The organism is Chryseobacterium shigense, assembly GCF_900156575.1.
GTDB classification, from domain to species: Bacteria; Bacteroidota; Bacteroidia; order Flavobacteriales; family Weeksellaceae; genus Chryseobacterium; species Chryseobacterium shigense.
In genome coordinates this window covers 728,323-747,174 of sequence record NZ_FTNY01000001.1, presented here as the reverse complement: position 1 = coordinate 747,174, position 18,852 = coordinate 728,323, and the positions used below count along the sequence as shown (strand labels likewise).

Sequence of the window (18,852 nt, the reverse complement as noted above, 5' to 3'; positions counted from 1 at the left end):
ATGCAAAAGAGCCTGAGTTATAGAAACAGCTATCACGATAATCTGCATCGTTATGCAGGTTTGAAGAGATTTTTTGAGCGCTGGTCGGCCGATCCCGATTTCAAACAAGACCTGATCAACAATACAACAGAGACCCTGGAAAAGCATGGCATACCGGTGAGGCCTGATGAGATAAAATACATGATCGATGATCAGATAACAGAGTTGCCGCAACCGGTACAAACCATGTGGGAGATATCAAAGAGCAAGCAGGATCTCATTCAGTCATTTTACCTGTCTGAAAACCTGCCTATGGATCGTGGTATGCTTGCCTGGAGGAACCGGCAGATCGCGCGTCAGCGATTCGATCTAGGGCCTTTCTTTACCGATACGAATATTCACTCTTCCATGACGATTGAGTTAACGCAGGGATGCTCCGTAGGATGTTGGTTTTGTGCCCTGTCGCCGGATAGCTTTAAAGAAAACTACAATTACGACGACAACCGCGAAGAGTGGCTCAAGCTGCTCGATACCATGCATTCTTTCCTTGGTGACGCCATGAAATCCACATTTCTTTACTGGGCCACCGAACCTTTTGACAACCCTGATTATGAAAAATTCTGTCTTGATGTTTATGAAGCATGCGGGGTTTTCCCGCCTACCACTACGGCAGTAGCTCATAAAGATACAGAACGCATACGTCGTTTTATCAGGCTTTCCGCCGATCATGGCTGCTGGCTCAACCGGTTTTCCCTGACCTCTCTGGGCATTATGAGTAAAGTACATAAAGCATTTAGCGCCGAAGAGCTCGCTGAAGTGGAATGTCTGGCCCTTAATATGAATACCAGCTTTGCTTACGGCAATGCCGGTAATTTCAGAAAGAAAGCATTAGAACGCCCTGAAATATTATCCCAGCAAGACAATAAGCTACGCAAAGCGCCCTGGCATCGTTCTAATCCCGACTACGCCGGATCGGAAGAATATGCCAATGGCAGCATTTGTTGTGTAACCGGCTTCCTTATTAACGCGGTAAGCAGGAAGGTACAACTGATAAGCCCCACAACGGCATCAAATGAATGGCCTTTGGGCTATATCATATTTGCCGAGGCAATCTATGAAAATGCTGCCGCACTGGAAATGATCCTGCAGTCATGGAGCACACAATATTTTAAAGAGAAGCTGCAGGACAACGACATCCTCCGCTTCCATTCCTGGTTGGATGTAAATGTGTTGCCGGATCGTATCGAAATAAAAGGACGTTTTAATCAGAAGGAAATTATAGAAGAAACGGACAATCCATCTTTGTACCATCTGGTAAAGCATATCGCCAAAGCTCCGGCCAGACTTGCCGATATCCGGCAGCACGCGGCGACCTATTTTTCAATACCACCGCAAGTATCGGACTTATTAATTAATGAACTTTATAAAAAAGGCTTCTTTTATGGATGTTAACGAAATAATATCACCCCCGGCAGCAATAACAACACGCTTACACCGGGTTATTGCAACGGCCTGCTCTATTGATGAATTGATGGCAGATAAGGCCTTTACTGGTTTGGAAAAGATACAAGGTTCCACCCCTGCCATAGCGCAGGAGTGGGCAGATATAGTAGGTTATGGCGATGTGGCCAAGTTAGATGCATTTCTGGAGTTTATGGGTTGGAATAAAACTACATTTTTAAGTGCAGTTCAGTCCGAGGTGATCGTTGACGATCCAGATTTGTTGCCGGACTGGGCCAGAGCGTTAAAAAAAGTATTTCAGAACCTATCCGATTTTTGTACCACCCTGTCTCACCCCGGAAATAAACAGGGCAACTCTGTAGAAAGTATATTGCTTCCTTTCGTTAAAATGGCGGAAGCACATGTTATTGCCGAATCGGACAGGCTGGATTTAGGGATCACTTACCATTCCGGCGCACAGATGGTGCAGGCTATTGGTCGCAGGCTGGTTACGCTTTCTGTTTCGGTATTGGATAACGAGATTTATCTCAACAGTATTATTCCTTCATTTGCCGCTGGCGATAAAACAAAAGACCTGGCAAGCTTTGAGGCTTGGCTGCAACGTATCGAACATTACCCCGTTCTTGGCCGGTTACTAGCCGTTGCCTACACGAATTGGGCCGATAGTATCACCGAGTTTTTAGAACGTTTGTCGCACGACAGGGAGATGATCGCCAAAACCTTCTTCAATACGGATAACCTCGGACTGCTTGTCGATTACTCAGGAGATGCGGGTGATGTACATTGCAACGGAAGATCGGTTGCATTACTTACTTTTTCAGGCGGCAGGAAGTTGGTTTACAAACCCAAGAATTTGCAAATCGCCAATGATTTTTTTGGACTAATCACAGAGTTGAATACTGTATTACCCCTGAATCTGGCTACGCGCCGGATAACGGTGATGGGCGACTATACATGGGAGGAGTTTATCACCCATAAGGAATGTAACGACACTTCGGAGTTCCCGGCTTTTTTCCGGCGGATGGGTATGCTAACCCGTTTGTTCCAGTTGTGCGGTGCCCGGGATTTCTGGCTGGACAACCTGGTGGCACACGGAGATCAACCCGTGTTTGTCGACCTGGAAATGGTGATCCAGCATATAAAAGAAACAGGCAAAGACCTGTTACCATCAGAGCAAAAGGCATTACAGGAAGTGGAAGAGTCCGTCATCAAAATTGGCATCATTTCTTTCCCTACGCCGATAGGCATGGGTGTAAAAGCCGAAGACCTGGGTACTCTGGCTGCCATCAAACCCTTTTCTTCTCCTTTCAAGCTTTCGCTGGCCGCCGATAACAACATCAGTATAGGGATCAATAAATCGGATGCGGGGTATATTACCTGGGAAAAAACGGATTACCTGCCGAGTGTCAAGGGTATATTTGCCCTATCCTCGGATTATATGGAGGATTTTCAGCAAGGGTATGCGGATATGAATCATGCTTTGGTATGCTTAAAAGATAAGCTGCTGGCTGAAAACAGCTGTCTCTATAAATTCTCGGACGCTCTCCTGCGGTATATTCACCGCGATACCTGGACTTACATGCGTATTATCAAAATTTCTACGCATTCGCAAAACCTGGTCGGGGGTATCATCAGGGATAAATCATTATTCTCCCTGTTCAAAGAAGTATGGGAAAACAATAAACTGAACCGCGAAAAAGCAACCCTCCTCGCCAATGAGATTGCGTCGATGCACCATCTGGACATCCCGCTTTTTACGGCCACAGGTGGCAGTATACAACTGGTGGTGGATACTGCTGTATTTAATTATTTTGACCATAGCGCCCTGGACCTGATGATCGGCCGTTTACGCTCGATCGATTCGTTCGACATCAAAAAAAATCAGCAAATTGTTGCCAGCACCTTCTATTGCGGGGATCATGCAGCGCCGACAGGCGGCTATAAAGAAACAGTCGGGCAGGTGCCAATTCCGGACTGGGCCGCGCAGGCAAAGGCTTGTGCCTCCCTGATTATGAATCAAGCTATAAAAAGCCCTCAGGGTGATATGGCTTGGATAGGCCTGGATTACCAGTCACATATTGGTACTTATATGCTGGAGGTACTGAAGCCTGACCTTTTATCGGGTACCTGTGGTCTGAGCATGATGTTTACCGATCTCTACCGGGCATATGGCCTCGAAGATTATAAAACATATGCATCAGGCAGTCTGGCCTCCACCTTATCTGTAGTAAAAAATTCTATTGCCAACTTCATTCATCTGGACCTGGTATGGGGTACTACAGACAAACCTCTATTACTTGGCGCTTATGCAGGCATCGGCTCCCAGATCATCGCTCTGGAATATGCCGCCCGGCATTTGCAATCTGCTGAAGCCATGAGCGCTTTACAACTTTACGTCAATGCAATTCCTCTGGAGCAACTCCGGAAGTATACTTCCCCTGATTTCATCAGTGGATATTCGGGTTTGCTGTTTAGTCTTCACGGGCTTAAACCGGCCTGGGAACTCGCAGAACTTACCCGGCATTCTTTTGAATCCAAAAGTGTTTTCCCTGAATATGCAAGACCGCTGGAGGTACTGCCTTCCTTAAAGCCAGGGTACGACTACCTCAACCAGATTATGGAAGGACAATCCGGTAATTTTTCATTCGAACAGGACCCGGACATGGGGACTTTATTTACAGCTTTAGAGTACAGGTATGATCAAAACAGTGCTGATGTTTATCAAGCATTTCTGTCACGGGATACCCGGCAGTTAACAACACAACAACTGATCGATTATGCTGAATTGGCCTTAAACCTGTCTGATATTACGGGTGACGGACAATACCTTGTCCAGGCAAAACATTTTGCGGCAGAGATTGTCTCCAGAAAAGAGCAAACAGGCGAATGGTTTGCTGATAGCTGGGCTTCCGATATACACCTGTTGTCCGTTATTCATGGAACAGGAGCATTATGCCATTTATTTTTAAGGTTAGACCAAATCGGGAAGTTTGGCTCCTTCCGTCGTTTAAATTCTTTCAAAAAATCTATAACCAAATGATAGACATACCTACTGAAACACAATCTATTGTTCGCCTGGACCCTTACTGGGATGCTTATTTCCGTTGGCCAGCCGACTATTTCCCCTTTAACCTGCCCGCTTGCTCTGTTGAAAAACACCAGTATGAGCTCGGTAAACAGAACGAAGCGATTATTACATGGGACATCAGCTATAACCTTGAGCTGGAATGTGGCATTGTATCTGCAGAAAAGCAACTGCTTCATGTTATGCAGCCGCAGAAAGGCAATATGGGAGGACATTTCTGTGTCACGCATCTCCTTAGCGAAGATCAGCTAAGCGGCCCGGTCGGGCTTACTTTTACCTGGGCCTTTTATATTCCCATGCCGGCGTATATGCCTAAGCATCCCATGGGTATTATACAGCTCGATCCGCAGGAACTAAAAGGAAAAAATACCGTAATCACAATCAGGGATACCAGACCCAAAAATCAATAGTTATGGCAGTTAAAATCGTTATTCCATCCAAAGCCTTTTTGCAGGATTTGGAGTCCAAGGGAAAAGGCCTCAGAAGTGCTGGCCTCAATCTCCATTCAGCAAAGGGTAAAACCGCCCATATTCATGATCTTATTCAAAGTGGGCCGCATCAACAGAAGATGCGATCAGCACGTGCTGCATCCCTGTCACAGGGAGTCTACCATGCCCTTGCCAATCTTTGCACTTTTATTATCGACGAAGAGCAGATCGATGAATCTTACTTCAAAGATGCTTTTGATGCCACAATCAGAGAAAACGTAGAAGTGGCATCAGTTACACCCGCAGAAATATCGCAGGAGTCATTGGCTACCTTACCGGAATTCTGGCATAAAAAAAAGCTTAACCTTGATGGGAGTCTTACCGGCAAGAATATCAATGTAGGGGTGATCGATAGCGGAATTTACGCAAGCCACCAGGAGTTTGCAGGAAAGCAGATAAAATTTGCAGAGTTTGACAGTGTTGGTAAACTTGTAGGCACCACGCCAAAAGACTACGGTACTCATGGAACCCATGTATGCGGTCTGTTGGCCGGCAAAAATGCCGGGGTCGCACCAGATGCTTCGCTGACGGTAGCAGCCTGCCTGACTCAACGTGGTGGCACAGCAGGATACCTGGCGCAAATACTGGGTGGTCTGAATTATCTGCTGGAACAAGGCAGTGACAATGATATGCAGGCGGGAAGAGTACATCTGATCAATGCCTCCATAGAATCTGCCTCCGGTTTTAATGATTATCTGCACGGTGCACTGGACATGGCACTTACGGATCCCGGCACCCTGATGATTGCAGCAATAGGCAATAACGGAAGTAAAGGAAAAAACAGTGATTGCAGCCCCGGAAATTATGATCTGACATTGGGTATCGGTGCTTTGGACGAAAATGACCAGGTGGCTTCTTTTTCCTCCTGGGGCACAGTAGCTCAGCTGGGCAATATCAACAAACCGGATATCAGCGCTCCGGGTGTCTGGCTGTACTCGAGCCTGTCAGGACCTGGGAACCAATACTTCAAACAAAGCGGCACCTCAATGGCTTCGCCGGTAGCAGCAGGGATAGCGGCACTATTGCTGGAACGGCAGCCCGAACTGATCACGCAACCGCTAAAGCTTAAAGAATTATTGCTTAATATGGTCATACCTTTGCAGGATACAGAGCGGGCGGGCAAAGGCAGGATCAATTTAAGCAGCTAAAAAAAAGATCATGAAAAAAAAAGAAATAAGTTTCCTGGTAAGTTTATCAGATGCCCGATCGCTTGTACCGGATAAAAGGGAAACAGGCAGAGACCAGCTCATTACATTAAAAAACCGACTGGAACAAATGGGCATAGAGGTTGAGCATTTACAGATGCTGGGCCAGCTGGTTATTCATGCACCGGAAGAAGTCTGGAATAAAGCAATAGTGGAAATAGAATCTCTTATCGGTCAGGATTTTCAGATTGAACCGAACCGTTTGTTGTAATATTAAATAACTCCCATTAACCGTCCCCAAACCGATAGCAGCTATTATGGACAACAGTGAAAAAATAACTCTAGATAATAAGTTCTTGCAGGTGGCGCGCAGGGCAGCCATCATCGCCAAAACTTCGGATCCCTGGATCAGGTGGCATGCTTATCTTACCCGATGGACAGAAGACGCTTCTCTCGCCATCCAGGAATTGATGCAGGACAGGCTCTTGCCGACTGCTGCCCTTGACGTTGCTACAGGAACGGGCACCCCCGTACTTGACCTGGCGAAGGCCTGGCCGCAATGCCGTTTTGAGGCCTGTGATATTGCCACAGAATCGATCGAGATTGCCAGGCTGCTGGCACAGGAAGAAAAGCTGCCCCATATCTCGTTCAAAGTGTGTGCTGCCGAAGTGCTGGATTATCCTGATGCCAGCTTCGATCTTCTTACCTGCTTTTTTTCCCTGATGTACCTCAAAGATAGATCCAAGGCTATAGATCAGTTTTTGCGCGTACTCAGACCAGGAGGACATATGGTAATCACGACCTGGACCGGCGACAACCAGTTGTTCCGGCTCGTCAAGGATACATTCTCTATGGCGGACCATAAATATCCCGACGGCCAGGACCCCTTTATGTTTTCTGACAGCCATGCGCTAAAGATTTTGTTTGCAGACAAGCCTGTCAGCAATCTCCTGGTAACGGCAAGAAAAACCGTTTTGAACTGGGAAGGTAGCGAACAGGAATTGTGGGCCTTTTTCAAAGACTGCAATCCTATAATAAATACATTATTGTCTGCACTTTCTGACGATGAACGGCAGGAACGGGAACAACATATTTATTCGCTTTTGTCCGGTTTTAAAACTGGCGGCAATATTCTTTTTGAAGCAGATATGTTGGTGTTTTCGGTACAGAAAAACAGTTAGCCTTTTTAATTATATATAAATTCAAGGCAGATGGGGCATGGATTTCGAAACAAATTAATCTTGGATGGTTATGTCGTTAAATGATTTTTTTTATTGAATTTAATATAGTAAAGCATACATCATTGAAGTTGACATAAAAAATAACAAAGGACTATTTTTAGAAAATTATCGTCCCATTTGTTCTATATAATGTGCCCGAGCATTATTAAGTTCACTGCTGTGACGGGCAATCCATAGCCAAAGCGGAGTAACTTGAATCAATAAACCTCGGCCTAAGGATGTTAATTCATATTCCACCTTCGGCGGTACTTCGGGGTAAACTGTTCTTGAAATGAGGCCGTCTCTTTCCAATTCGCGGAGACATTTCGTCAACATTTTCTGACTGATTCCGTTAATGTGCTTCTCCAGATTTGAAAATCGCATTTTCCCGTCTATTCCCAGAGCGTGAATGACGAAAAGGGACCATTTATTGCCAACATGATTCAGGATGTCATGTTTAAGCTCATCATGATCTTTATTCAGTACTTTACAAATATCATCCCAGGCTTTTACTATTTCAGCATCTGTCATCAATCTGTCCATATTTATAATTTCTGTGCTTATTGCTAATTTAAAGATAAATCTTTCTAAGCAAAAAACTCATTTTAAACGATAAATTTTAAGTTTACTGGTTTCAGTAAATTTTTTTTTGGATTTATTAAAAATAATTGAATTAGAAATCAAAAAACTAACCTATAGGTAAGTGACTAACAGCTTGGTATCTTATTGCTTTCATAATCTGAACGCTATAACTTTGCTCAAGGAAATGAACCAACCTCTACAATGTAGGAGTTCAAATACATTAAATTATTTTAAAATGGAAAATAAGTCAATTTTAATTTTAGGAGCAGGTGAATTAGGGATGCCTGTCATCCGCAATATCGCAAAAAAAGCTAAAAACTATACTAACGTAAAAGTGACTGTTTTGCTGAGAGAAGCAACAATTCACTCTGAAGATGAAGATAAGAAAAAGAATATTACAGAGATCAGGGAATTAGGTGTGGAACTTCTGTCGGGAGATCTGTCCGCTCGGTCTTCGGAACTTATTGCTATTTTCAAAAACTATGACGCTGTTGTTTCATGTACGGGCTATGGAACCGGTGCAGGAGGTTTTCAGCTGAAGTTGGCCAAGGCCGTGCTTGATGCAGGCGTTAAAAGATATTTTCCCTGGCAGTTCGGAGTTGATTTTGAACTGATAGGACGAGGAAGTGCACAGGATCTGTTTGATGAACAACTTGATGTAAGAGAACTTCTCAGATCACAAAATACTACAAAGTGGGTCATTATTTCCACAGGTATGTTTACAAGCTATCTATTTGAACCATTCTTTGGCATTTTAGATTTAGAGAAAAAATCGATCAATGCCATTGGCGGATGGGATACTGCGGTTACCTTAACGACCCCTGATGATATTGGCAGAATTACCGCTGAGATATTCTTCACAGAACCACAGATAGAGAATGAGATTGTCTATATTGCCGGAGATACCATCACTTACGGAGATCTGGCTGATATTGCAGAGTCATTGTCAGGACAGGAGTATAAGCGTAGACTTTCAGATATCAATGAAATAACCAATGATCTTAAAAATGATCCCACCAATTTCGTTAAAAAATACCGTTCCATATTTGGAGCGGGAAGAGGTGTTTCCTGGCCATTAGACAAGACATTTAATGGTAAAAACGGAATTCCGACAATCTCTGCCAGGCAATGGGCAAAAGATAATATTGACTGGAAATTTTACAAATAATAAATAAATTGTTTAACACATTACTTAAAAGTATTTTATAAACTCTGCAGGCTATAATGCTAATAAGAATGTACAGATAAAAAATGGCGCCACTTGAAGACAAGTGGCGCCATTTGGCTGTTGGTGCCAAGGTGAGCGTATTTTCAAACCTTTTTATCGATGATTGGGTTCGCTTGAGCCAAAGTAAAAAAGAATTATAAAGCTCATTTCTATCAAGTAATTTTCTTATTGGGTAAACTGCTTACAATATATTTTTAAACATTCGAAATAATAGACATTGAAATATATTGTTAAAATTCCATTATTGAGTCTAATCCTCTTCGTAAACCTTTGAAAGTATCAATGTTTTTAATGGCAAGTAGTACTCCTTTTACATAGGGCTCTGCACTTTCTCCGGAATCATGTCTTAGTATCAATTTTTCTCCTTTGAGTCCAAAGATGGTTTCTACGGCGAGTGTATGGCCAGGCAGGCGAACAGCATGAACCTGTATGCCGTTTATTGTTGCCCCTCTTGTTTCTTTATTTCCAATGGTATCATCTATTGCTACGGATAGTTTAGGCTTTTGAACTTTAGAAAGGCGATAAGCCAATTCTGCTACTGTTCCGCTTGGTGCATCAATTTTTTTAGCATCTGCATAGTCAATGATCTCATAGTGGGGGATATATTTCGCTGCCATTTCAGCAAACTTTTGCAATAAAACAACAGTTAGAGCAAAGTTCCCTGCAGCAAGAACAGAAGTATTATTTTCATTGGCCATACGTTCGATTTCTTCATAATCTTCATCCGTTAGTCCTGAAGTTCCAATGATGACTTTTTTGCCTTTCTGCAAAGCAGTGTGGATATTATGCTTCGCTACTTCCGGTTGGGTAAAATCTACAAGAATATCAAATTCTACATTTTCTATTGCATCTTCTATAGATTTAAACAATGGAATAGTATGGTCCGACTTTAATGACAGAATTTCTGACAGATTTTTTCCATCCTGGGACAAAGAAAGTCCACCTGTTAATATCATTTCGTCATGATTTAATATTGATCTGCTAATTTCAGAACCTGCCCACCCGGTGGCTCCTGCAACAAAAATTTTTTTCATAATATTATTTTTAATTTATTGAATGGTATTTTTAATAGTAATCTATCTCAAAGATAGCTTGAATTTCAACAGATAAGTTTCCACGTATTGAATATACATACAAGAGTTAATCTTGCAATTTTTTTATTTTTCACCAAAAATTTCTATGGTAAGATCGGAAGTGGCATTCATTAATTCTGCATGTTTTAATTTTCTACCGTATTAAAGCGATTATATCTAGAGTAATGTCTGCAAGATTCATTTATAATTTCAAGCTGTAGAACTATTGTATTCTTTCTTTTACGATGTAAATGACCTTGCTATGACTTTCTCTTTGAGAAGTTTTTATCCTTTCTGTTGAGCGGAATAGAATAGTAAATGTTTAATATAAATTCATCTGGTTACAGAAAAATAGGAGATGCATCCATTGTACAATACAAATTTACAATTGGTATTTTTATTAAATTTGCCAGAATTATTATATAAAACGCCAAAATGAAATGTGGATTAGTAGAAAAAAGAAAAGGAGAGTTCGATGATGAAATTACAATCGCTGCTTATGTCTGGTATGAGAAAAACTGGACGCATGATGACTATGATCATGTTCATCAAAGATATCAGCTGACTTATGTTGAAGAGGGATATCAGTATTTCCACATTGAGAATAAAATTTATCTGGTTCCACAAAATCACTTAATTTGGATTCCTTCAGGCAAAAAACATCATACTCAGTCAGAAGCCAGTACAGTTGATCTTATGGTTATCTTATTCAAAACTGTTTTTGACAATGATTTTTATGATAAAGTGCATGTTTTTGCAGCGCCTCCGGTTTTGAGAGAAATGTTGCAATATGCTTCAAAGTGGAATAAATCATTGGAAGAAGATGAAGAGCAGGGATATTTCCTGACCGCTTTATTGAATAGTCTTCCTCATTTCTGTACAGAGAAAGTAGGTTTACAAATCCCGATTCCAGTTGATCCAAGACTATTACCTGTATGTAATTATATTCATAAGAATTACATGGAACAGTTAAGTGTAGATGACTTAGCTGATATATCCTTAATGTCTGTAAGAAGTCTTCAGCGTATATTCAAGCGGGAAACAGGTATTACTGTCCAAAAATATATTCAGCTGATTCGTATTTTAAAAAGTATTGAACTCATTGATACAGGACAATATACTTTAAGTCAGATCGCTTTTATGATTGGTTATAAAAGTCTATCGGCTTTTACCAATTCCTACTTTGGGATTATGAAAGAAAAAGCAAAAATTATCGGTAAATCTTAAAATTCTGATTTTAAGATTGATTATGAAAAAATCTTAAGTCCTGTATGAGAAAGGTAGATAAAATTTACCGTTTTTTTTCTATTTTTGAATCAAATAGTTAATTCAAAAATAGAACGATACGAATATGGTTAATTATTAAATTAGACAATTAAATGTACAAGTAATAAGAAAAATAAAGCGGAAAAAAGGCGCCAACTTGAGATAGTTGGCGCCTTTTGGCTGTTGGTGATCCCAACGAGCGTATCTTCAAACACTTTTATAAAAGATTGCTTTAGTGCCTGTGACTGCACTAATGCTGAAATTTCAGGCGTCAAATTCTGGCTGAAATATTTTTCTAAAATTCTTTTTAAGTATATTAAATTGACTGTTACACAGCCCTCTATCGGTTAAACTATGTATTTCCCGGATACAACAATTGGTATAATAGAAAGTTTGTTATGATGCGCTTAATATTGCATTCGCACAGTTAATTCCATCTATTGCGGCAGATAAAATTCCGCCTGCGTAACCGGCACCTTCTGCACAGGGATATAAACCTTTTACCTGCGGATGCTGATAGGTTTCTTTATGCCTTGGGATCCTAACCGGCGATGATGTTCTACTTTCAACACCAACCAAAATGGCTTCATTAGTATAATAACCTCTAATTTTTTTTCCAAACAAGGGCAATGCTGCACGCAAACTATCTGATACAAAATCAGGCAAAATGTTATCAAGCATTGAACTTTTGGTACCTGGGAGATAAGAATTTCGTGGCAGATCGATCGATAATCTATTGTTCACAAAATCGACCATTCTTTGTGCAGGTGCAACCAAATTGCCACCACCAGCCTCGAAGGCTCTCTTTTCGATTTCTGATTGAAAATGTAACATCCTTAGCGGATCGTAACCCTGAACATCCTCTAAGGTAACCTGAACCACTGTTCCGGAATTGGCATAAGGGTTGTTCCGCTTAGATGGAGACCAACCGTTAACCACAATTTCATTTTCACCTGTGGCACATGGCGCAATAATACCTCCCGGGCACATGCAAAAAGAAAATACACCACGGGTACCAACCTGCTCTACCAAACTATAATTGGCCGGTGGTAAAAATTCTGATCGGATATCACAATGGTATTGTGCCTTATCAATAGTTTCCTGAGGATGCTCTATCCTTACCCCTAAAGCAAAAGGTTTTGCCTCGATCAGAATATTTTTTTTATTTAACAATTCGTAAACATCTCTTGCCGAATGGCCTGTTGCCAGGATAATATCATCGGCAAATAACTTGTCTTGAAAATTAACTTCTATTCCTTTTACTTTACCAAATTCGATTAAAATATCGGTCATCTGGCTATCGAACATCACTTCACCTCCAGCATTTAAGATAGTGTTTTTTATGGAAGTAATAATATGTGGAAGTTTGTTGGTGCCGATATGCGGACGGGCATCGATCGTGATATCTGGCTGTGCGCCATGGTTTACAAAAACCTGAAGCACTTTATTAATGTCGCCACGCTTATTGGACCGGGTGTATAATTTGCCATCTGAATAAGTACCTGCTCCACCTTCACCGTAACAATAATTAGATTCGGTATTTACCAAACCCTGTTTATTTATGGCAGCTAAATCTCTACGGCGTTGCTTTACATCTTTACCGCGTTCGATAATAATGGGTTTTAATCCATTTTCGATACACTGTAAAGCAGCAAATAAACCTGCTGGGCCTGCACCGATAATGATTACAGGTTTTGCCGTACTTACATTAGAGTAATTGACAGTGTAAACTTCCGGAACGGCTTCTTCATCCACAAAAACCTTTACCTGAAGGCGAAAAATGACTTTTCGAGAACGGGCATCTATAGATCTTTTCAGGATTTCAAAGCCTTTTATCCTAGATTCGGATAGTTTTAAAGCTTCAGCCAGTTTTTGGTTGATTAGCTCAGTTTGCTCTACCTCGTGAGGAAGCAATGTGATTTCGACGTCTTTTTGCATATTAAGTCGGGTTTTTATCCCGAACGGTACAAAGATAGACAACTATCAAGAAAAATTGATACTATTTATATGCTTTTATGTACTATTAATTTGACATTAATGGATGGTAAAAAAGCTATTGCTCCTAAAGAGCCTGAAGCTGATATTATAAAGTGGTCTTTTCATCAAGCTGCCCAGAACGATCATAAGATTTCCGAAATAATGAAAATGGCTAATGAAAAAGGATTGATATGTTCACGGTCACACTTCTTTAGAATTTTACGGAATCCAATTTATTGTGGGCTTATATCAGTCAAACTTAAATCTAATGAAGAACAAATGATAAAAGGTTTGCACGAACCTTTAATATCTGAATCGTTATTTTATCAAGTTCAGTCTGTTATTAATACAAAAAGAAAAACTACTTCTAAAAAAGATGATTTAAAAGAGCTGTTTTTTCTTAGAGGTTTTTTGACTTGTCCTGTTTGTGATCGAAAACTCAGTGGGAGTATTGCGCAAGGAAGCTCAAAAAAATACCCATATTATCATTGTCATGATCGCTGTAGAACAAGGATAAACGCAGTTTTGCTGAATGATTGCTATCAAAATAAGCTTCAGCAATTGATACTATCAAATAACACAATTGAACTATTTAAGGATATTTTGGAAGGTCAGAATATAAAGACACAGAAAGCAAGTTATTTATACGGTCAAAAACTATTAGAAAGAAGAATAAAGGAGGAAGAACTAACTCTTTCTAGGGGTAGAAAATTATTTATAGCAGGAATATTGAAGATTGATGATTATAATGACTTAAAAAAAGAATGTCTGGTTAATACTAAGAATCTTAGTAAAGAAAGACGTGATATTACTCTTAAATTAAAAGCTATTGATAGAAAGAATCAAATAGAAAATAAAGCACTGGTTGAAATCTTTCAAAAATTTTCCAAGTTTGATACTTCAGACAAAAGATATCTTGTGAGTCTTATTCCACCAGTTGATATTGATTATAGAACGGGAGATCTCTCTTTGGACTTGAATCAAGCATTTTCAAAAATATTATTAAAAAAAATTAACCGAAAAACTAATAAGAAAAATGAATTTCATTGATAAAAATGTTTCAGTTGAGCAAGCAATCATTCTTCTTGCCAAGAATGGAATTCAGGTAAGTGAGAAGGAAGCTAAAATTATATTAGAATTACTATATTTAGTATTAAAAAGTTATAATAAACCAAAGGAGAAAAAATATTAGAACCTTAATGAGATTTCAAACCATACTTATATGCCGATGAAATCTCTCATGTAGCACTTTTAGGCTGTATATTTTAGATAGTCTAAAGATTTCAACTGAAAAAATTCAAACCATAAAATATCGAGCTATAACAGTTTGATAAATAATTTGTTATGTCTATAAAAAAAGAGACAACTAATAAATAGTTGTCTCATTAAGTGACCTCGACAGGATTCAAACCTGTAACCTTCTGAGCCGTAATCAGATGCGCTATTCAGTTGCGCCACGAGGCCGTCGTTTCCTTGATGTTTTAAGGTTTGCAAATATAGCACTTTTTTCCGTTCTTTGAAAGATGAAACAGAGAATTTTACTTTTATTTACAGTTATAGCGCTAATCTCCTGTAAAAGAGAACAAAAAATTTCGTCCTCAGACTGGACTCAAATCTCAAACCGCACCCAATTTAAAGACCAGGACGGGCTTTTGGAACTTAAGTCGGGGAATTTCACCTATAATTTTAAGCAAAACCAGACTCCTTTTAAGAAAATTATTCTTTTAAATGCGAGCATGGCAGGGTATATTTCTGAATTAGGAGCTGAAGATCTGATCATCGGAGTTTCAAGTCCGGAATACATTTATTCGGAAAAAATTCAAAACCTGCTCAAGTCCGGGAAGATTCAGAATGTGGGAAGTGAGCAGAAGTATGATGTAGAAAAGATCATTTCCATGAAGCCGGATGCTATTTTCACCAACTATATTGCAAGCTTTGATAATGCGTATCAGTTGCTGAAAAATAACGGAATTCAGGTTGTTTTTCTGGATGAGTATATGGAGCAGCTTCCATTGCAGAAGACGGCATACATCAAACTTTTCGGAGAGTTTTTCGGAAAAGAGAAAGAAGCAGAAGCAAAATATAAGGAAATTGAGAAAAATTATACTGAATTGAAGCAGCTGGCATTAAAAGGAAAAGACAAACCAGTTGTGCTGGCGAATGAAATGTATGGAGATGTCTGGTATCTGCCGGGTGGAAAAACATCCGTAGCCAATTATATTGCGGATGCCAATGCTTCCTATATCATGAAAGACAATAAAGAAGAAAAATCTCTGACGATGAGCTTTGAAGAAGTATATGCCAAATCAGCAGGAGTACAGTATTGGGTCAATGCCGGAAGTCATACTTCTAAAAAGGAAATGTTGGGTACCAATCCTTTCTACGGAAAGCTGGACGTATTCAATAAAGGCAAAATCTACACGATCGCTGGAAAAGAAAAAAATAAAGCCAACGACTTCTTCGAAAGTGGTGCTGTGAGAGCTGATCTGATTCTGAAAGATTATATCAAGATCTTCCATCCTGAACTTCTTCCCGAATATCAGCTTACCTATATGAAAGAGCTTCAATAACTCAGTCGAATTGTTTATTTTTGCAGTTCCTTTTTAGAAAAAATTATGTGGAAAAAAATTAAACAGCTTATTTTCATCGTTCTTGTTCTGAATGTGGTCTTCATTATATGGGGCAGATTTTTTAATCCTCCCATCACCATCACTCAGATAGGAGGCATTTTTGAATTCGGAAAATTGCATAGGGACTACATTTCTTATGATGAAATGGGAAATAATGTCAAAAAGGCGGTGATCGCTTCTGAAGACCAGAAATTCTTTGACCATAACGGGTTTGACTATACCGCTATTGAAAAGGCGATGAAGAATAACGAAAAAGGAAAAAAAATCCGTGGAGGAAGTACCATTTCCCAGCAGACCGCAAAAAATGTATTTCTCTGGCAGGGCAGAAGCTGGTTCAGAAAAGGACTGGAAGCCATGTATACCTTCATTATTGAGAAGGTGTGGAGCAAAGATATTATTTTGGAAAGATATCTGAATTCCATTGAAATGGGGCAGGGGGTTTTTGGAGTAGAAGCCGCGGCTCAGTATTATTTTGGAAAATCATCCAAAGATCTAAGTGCTTCAGATGCAGCCTGGATCGCCGCGGTATTGCCTAATCCAAAGAAATATGATCCTAAAAATCCATCCCCTTATTTAAGAAAGAAACACAATTGGATCCTGAGACAGATGAGGAATGTGAGTTTGAAATAGTATCTTTGTACTAATGAAATTTTTTAATTCCAGTACAAATTTTGAATCAGTTCTTAAAAAATATTTCTCTTTTAAGAACGAAACCCATTCGTTAGAACCTTTTGCCGAGTTTCTGGAGAGCGTTAAAAGGTCAGATTTTACGGATGTTCTCAATTTTCTAAGAAACAACCCGGATTTTGCAGAAAATTTTAAACATTACATCCATACTATTTTTAAAGGAAGACCCTTTAATCTTTCTCTGACCGAAGCCAATATTCTTTCAGAAAATGCTTTCTTTCCGGAACTTAAAAAAAGGATCCTTAATAAAATATTGCCACCCGTAGAAAACGAAAAGACTGTGTGGTATATGATTGATAACGTCAGCCTGAGACCTAAAAAAGATCTGGCTTTCCTCAACAATCTTCCTGAAAATGAAATGGATGAGTTTTTGGAACTTCTGGGAGCTTCAGATTTCATCATTAAACCAAATGTCAAGAAAGAACTGATCTTCTCGATGAGTATTCTGTCATGGCGTGTGACGGGAATGGCGATGGAAGTAGAGGTCGTACGAATGGCTCCGCAATACAGAAATCTCGACAACCCGTTTCTTGCCCTGCAGAACGAGCTGGAAGCACTGACCGAAGACCTGAAAAAAGATCCGGAACTCCAGCTGAACTCTAAAGACAGCCACTACAAGCAGATCAAGATCTATACAGAACATTGTCACGAATTTGTTAATATTGCATTTAAAAATTCAGCCAAATACGGAATCTCCGGCAAAATCAATCAATCTCTTCTTAAGATCCGCCAGCAAACCGAAAGAATTTACGAAATCGTGCAGCTTCTGGTGATTGATAATGAACAGGATATTACCATTAAATCAAAACAGCTGGTTTTTAATATTCTGAACTATAAATCCCATAAAAATAATATCGCAGACCTGATCAACGACAGTACGCGTCTGATCTCTCACCTTATTACCAATCACACCGCCGAAACGGGCACCCATTACATCACCTCTACCCGGAAAGAATATATGACGATGTTCTATAAAGCCAGTGGTGGCGGAATTATTGTAGGTGCGCTCTGTGTTTTGAAAATGCTGTACGGGTATATTCCGGGAAGTGACTTTTCACACGCGTTTTTATATTCCATGAACTATGCAATGGGGTTTGTGATGATCTATCTGATGGGCTTTACCCTGGCCACCAAGCAGCCCGCAATGACTGCCGCCACCATGACCAAAGTACTGTCAGAAGAAGGAAATAACAAGCGGAATAACACAGAATTTGCCCATCTCGTATCTAAACTTTTCAGAAGCCAGTTCATCGCCTTCGTAGGAAATGTGCTGTTGTCCTTTCCGATTGCTCTGGCAATTATCTATGGTCTGGATGTTTTTTTCTCACAGAATCTAGCCGTTGAAAGATCAGATAAATTATTAATGGATCTCGATCCGTTTAAATCTAAAGCGATACTGCATGCCAGTATTGCGGGTTTTTATCTTTTTATTTCAGGGATTATTTCAGGGAATATAGGAAACAATTCGGTGTTTTACCAGATTCCGGAGAGGATCGCAAAAAATCTGCCGATCAAAAACTTCCTGGGTAAAAAATTTGCCAAAAGCTTGTCTAAATATTATGCTAAAAACTGGCCGGGAATCGTTTCCAACTTCTGGTTTGGGGTATTTTTAGGAGCAACGGCACCAGTCGGTCTTTTCTTCGGACTGGACCTCGATATCAGACACATTACCTTTGCCGCCGGAAACTTCGCTTTAGGACTTTACGGAAAAGATTTTTCAGTGGATTCCTATACGTTCTGGATCTCTTTCGTAACGGTTTTCCTTATAGGATTCTTCAACTTCCTGGTAAGTTTCAGTTTATCCATGTTTCTGGCATTCAGATCAAGAAAGATGAACTTCGGACAGGTAAGTGAGATCTACAAAGAAATTTTCAGGTATTTTGTAAAGCACCCGTTCAAATTTTTCATCCCATTAAGTTCAGGACTGGATAAAAAAGCAGATGACCTGATGAGCAGCACTCTTACCAATAAGTCTGAAGAACACTAAATTATTTTACAATAATCTACTATATATATCATTGAAAATGCTCC

The 18,852-nt window shown here is 40.0% G+C and carries 16 protein-coding genes and 1 tRNA gene; 13 read left to right on the top strand and 4 right to left on the bottom strand.

All coding sequences use genetic code 11. From position 1 onward, the window contains the following. The 6 genes from BW964_RS03470 to BW964_RS03445 all read left to right on the top strand — a co-directional run bounded on the left by BW964_RS03470 (position 1) and on the right by BW964_RS03445 (position 7,339). Positions 1–1,431 carry a radical SAM family RiPP maturation amino acid epimerase gene (locus BW964_RS03470; RefSeq protein WP_076504707.1) on the top strand — a complete coding sequence of 477 codons (1,431 nt, stop codon included), beginning with the start codon at positions 1–3 and terminating at the stop codon, positions 1,429–1,431. Then, positions 1,421–4,480, top strand: a complete 3,060-nt coding sequence (gene lanM, locus BW964_RS03465) for a type 2 lanthipeptide synthetase LanM (protein WP_165789210.1) — start codon at positions 1,421–1,423, stop codon at positions 4,478–4,480. Before BW964_RS03470 ends, lanM begins: the two co-directional genes overlap by 11 nt. Continuing rightward, positions 4,477–4,935, top strand: a complete 459-nt coding sequence (locus BW964_RS03460; protein ID WP_076504704.1) for a hypothetical protein — start codon at positions 4,477–4,479, stop codon at positions 4,933–4,935. The genes lanM and BW964_RS03460 overlap by 4 nt, the downstream gene beginning before the upstream one ends. Positions 4,936–5,093: 158 nt before the next feature. Continuing rightward, positions 5,094–6,161, top strand: coding sequence for a S8 family peptidase (locus tag BW964_RS03455; RefSeq protein ID WP_165789209.1), 1,068 nt, complete (start codon positions 5,094–5,096; stop codon positions 6,159–6,161). A gap of 10 nt (positions 6,162–6,171) precedes the next feature. After that, on the top strand, positions 6,172–6,429 hold the full coding sequence (locus BW964_RS03450; protein WP_076504701.1) for a hypothetical protein: 258 nt from the start codon (positions 6,172–6,174) through the stop codon (positions 6,427–6,429). A gap of 46 nt (positions 6,430–6,475) precedes the next feature. Next, positions 6,476–7,339: a class I SAM-dependent methyltransferase gene (locus BW964_RS03445; protein WP_076504699.1), complete on the top strand. Its 864-nt coding sequence runs from the start codon at positions 6,476–6,478 to the stop codon at positions 7,337–7,339. A gap of 165 nt (positions 7,340–7,504) precedes the next feature. Here the strand turns inward: BW964_RS03445 and BW964_RS03440 are convergent, their stop codons facing one another. Further along, complete coding sequence (locus tag BW964_RS03440; protein ID WP_084175563.1) at positions 7,505–7,921, bottom strand: winged helix-turn-helix transcriptional regulator; 417 nt, start codon at positions 7,919–7,921, stop codon at positions 7,505–7,507. Positions 7,922–8,195: 274 nt separating this feature from the next. On the opposite strand from BW964_RS03440, the gene BW964_RS03435 reads away from it, so the two are divergent. Further along, entirely contained in the window at positions 8,196–9,128 is a 933-nt protein-coding gene (locus BW964_RS03435; protein ID WP_076504697.1) for an aromatic alcohol reductase, read from the top strand. 290 nt (positions 9,129–9,418) lie between these two features. Here the strand turns inward: BW964_RS03435 and dapB are convergent, their stop codons facing one another. Then, positions 9,419–10,222, bottom strand: a complete 804-nt coding sequence (gene dapB, locus BW964_RS03430) for a 4-hydroxy-tetrahydrodipicolinate reductase (protein WP_076504695.1) — start codon at positions 10,220–10,222, stop codon at positions 9,419–9,421. Between the two features lie 474 nt (positions 10,223–10,696). On the opposite strand from dapB, the gene BW964_RS03425 reads away from it, so the two are divergent. Then, positions 10,697–11,488, top strand: coding sequence for an AraC family transcriptional regulator (locus BW964_RS03425; RefSeq protein ID WP_076504693.1), 792 nt, complete (start codon positions 10,697–10,699; stop codon positions 11,486–11,488). Between the two features lie 435 nt (positions 11,489–11,923). On the opposite strand, the gene BW964_RS03420 is transcribed toward BW964_RS03425, so the two are convergent. Then, positions 11,924–13,465, bottom strand: coding sequence for an NAD(P)/FAD-dependent oxidoreductase (locus BW964_RS03420; protein WP_076504691.1), 1,542 nt, complete (start codon positions 13,463–13,465; stop codon positions 11,924–11,926). Between the two features lie 99 nt (positions 13,466–13,564). On the opposite strand from BW964_RS03420, the gene BW964_RS03415 reads away from it, so the two are divergent. Continuing rightward, entirely contained in the window at positions 13,565–14,554 is a 990-nt protein-coding gene (locus BW964_RS03415; protein ID WP_228432139.1) for a recombinase family protein, read from the top strand. Beyond that, positions 14,541–14,696: a PTS sugar transporter subunit IIBC gene (locus BW964_RS03410; protein WP_076504689.1), complete on the top strand. Its 156-nt coding sequence runs from the start codon at positions 14,541–14,543 to the stop codon at positions 14,694–14,696. Before BW964_RS03415 ends, BW964_RS03410 begins: the two co-directional genes overlap by 14 nt. 198 nt (positions 14,697–14,894) lie before the next feature. On the opposite strand, the gene BW964_RS03405 is transcribed toward BW964_RS03410, so the two are convergent. Continuing rightward, positions 14,895–14,968, bottom strand: a tRNA-Arg gene (locus BW964_RS03405). Positions 14,969–15,027: 59 nt separating this feature from the next. Between BW964_RS03405 and BW964_RS03400 the strand changes: the two genes are divergently transcribed. Genes BW964_RS03400 through BW964_RS03390 form a run of 3 tightly spaced genes read left to right on the top strand, consistent with a single transcriptional unit; the run spans position 15,028 to position 18,808 of the window. After that, complete coding sequence (locus BW964_RS03400; protein WP_076504687.1) at positions 15,028–16,074, top strand: ABC transporter substrate-binding protein; 1,047 nt, start codon at positions 15,028–15,030, stop codon at positions 16,072–16,074. A gap of 45 nt (positions 16,075–16,119) precedes the next feature. Continuing rightward, on the top strand, positions 16,120–16,764 hold the full coding sequence (gene mtgA / locus BW964_RS03395) for a monofunctional biosynthetic peptidoglycan transglycosylase (protein WP_076504685.1): 645 nt from the start codon (positions 16,120–16,122) through the stop codon (positions 16,762–16,764). Between the two features lie 13 nt (positions 16,765–16,777). Then, complete coding sequence (locus BW964_RS03390; protein WP_076504683.1) at positions 16,778–18,808, top strand: recombinase; 2,031 nt, start codon at positions 16,778–16,780, stop codon at positions 18,806–18,808. The last annotated feature ends 44 nt before the right edge of the window (positions 18,809–18,852 follow it).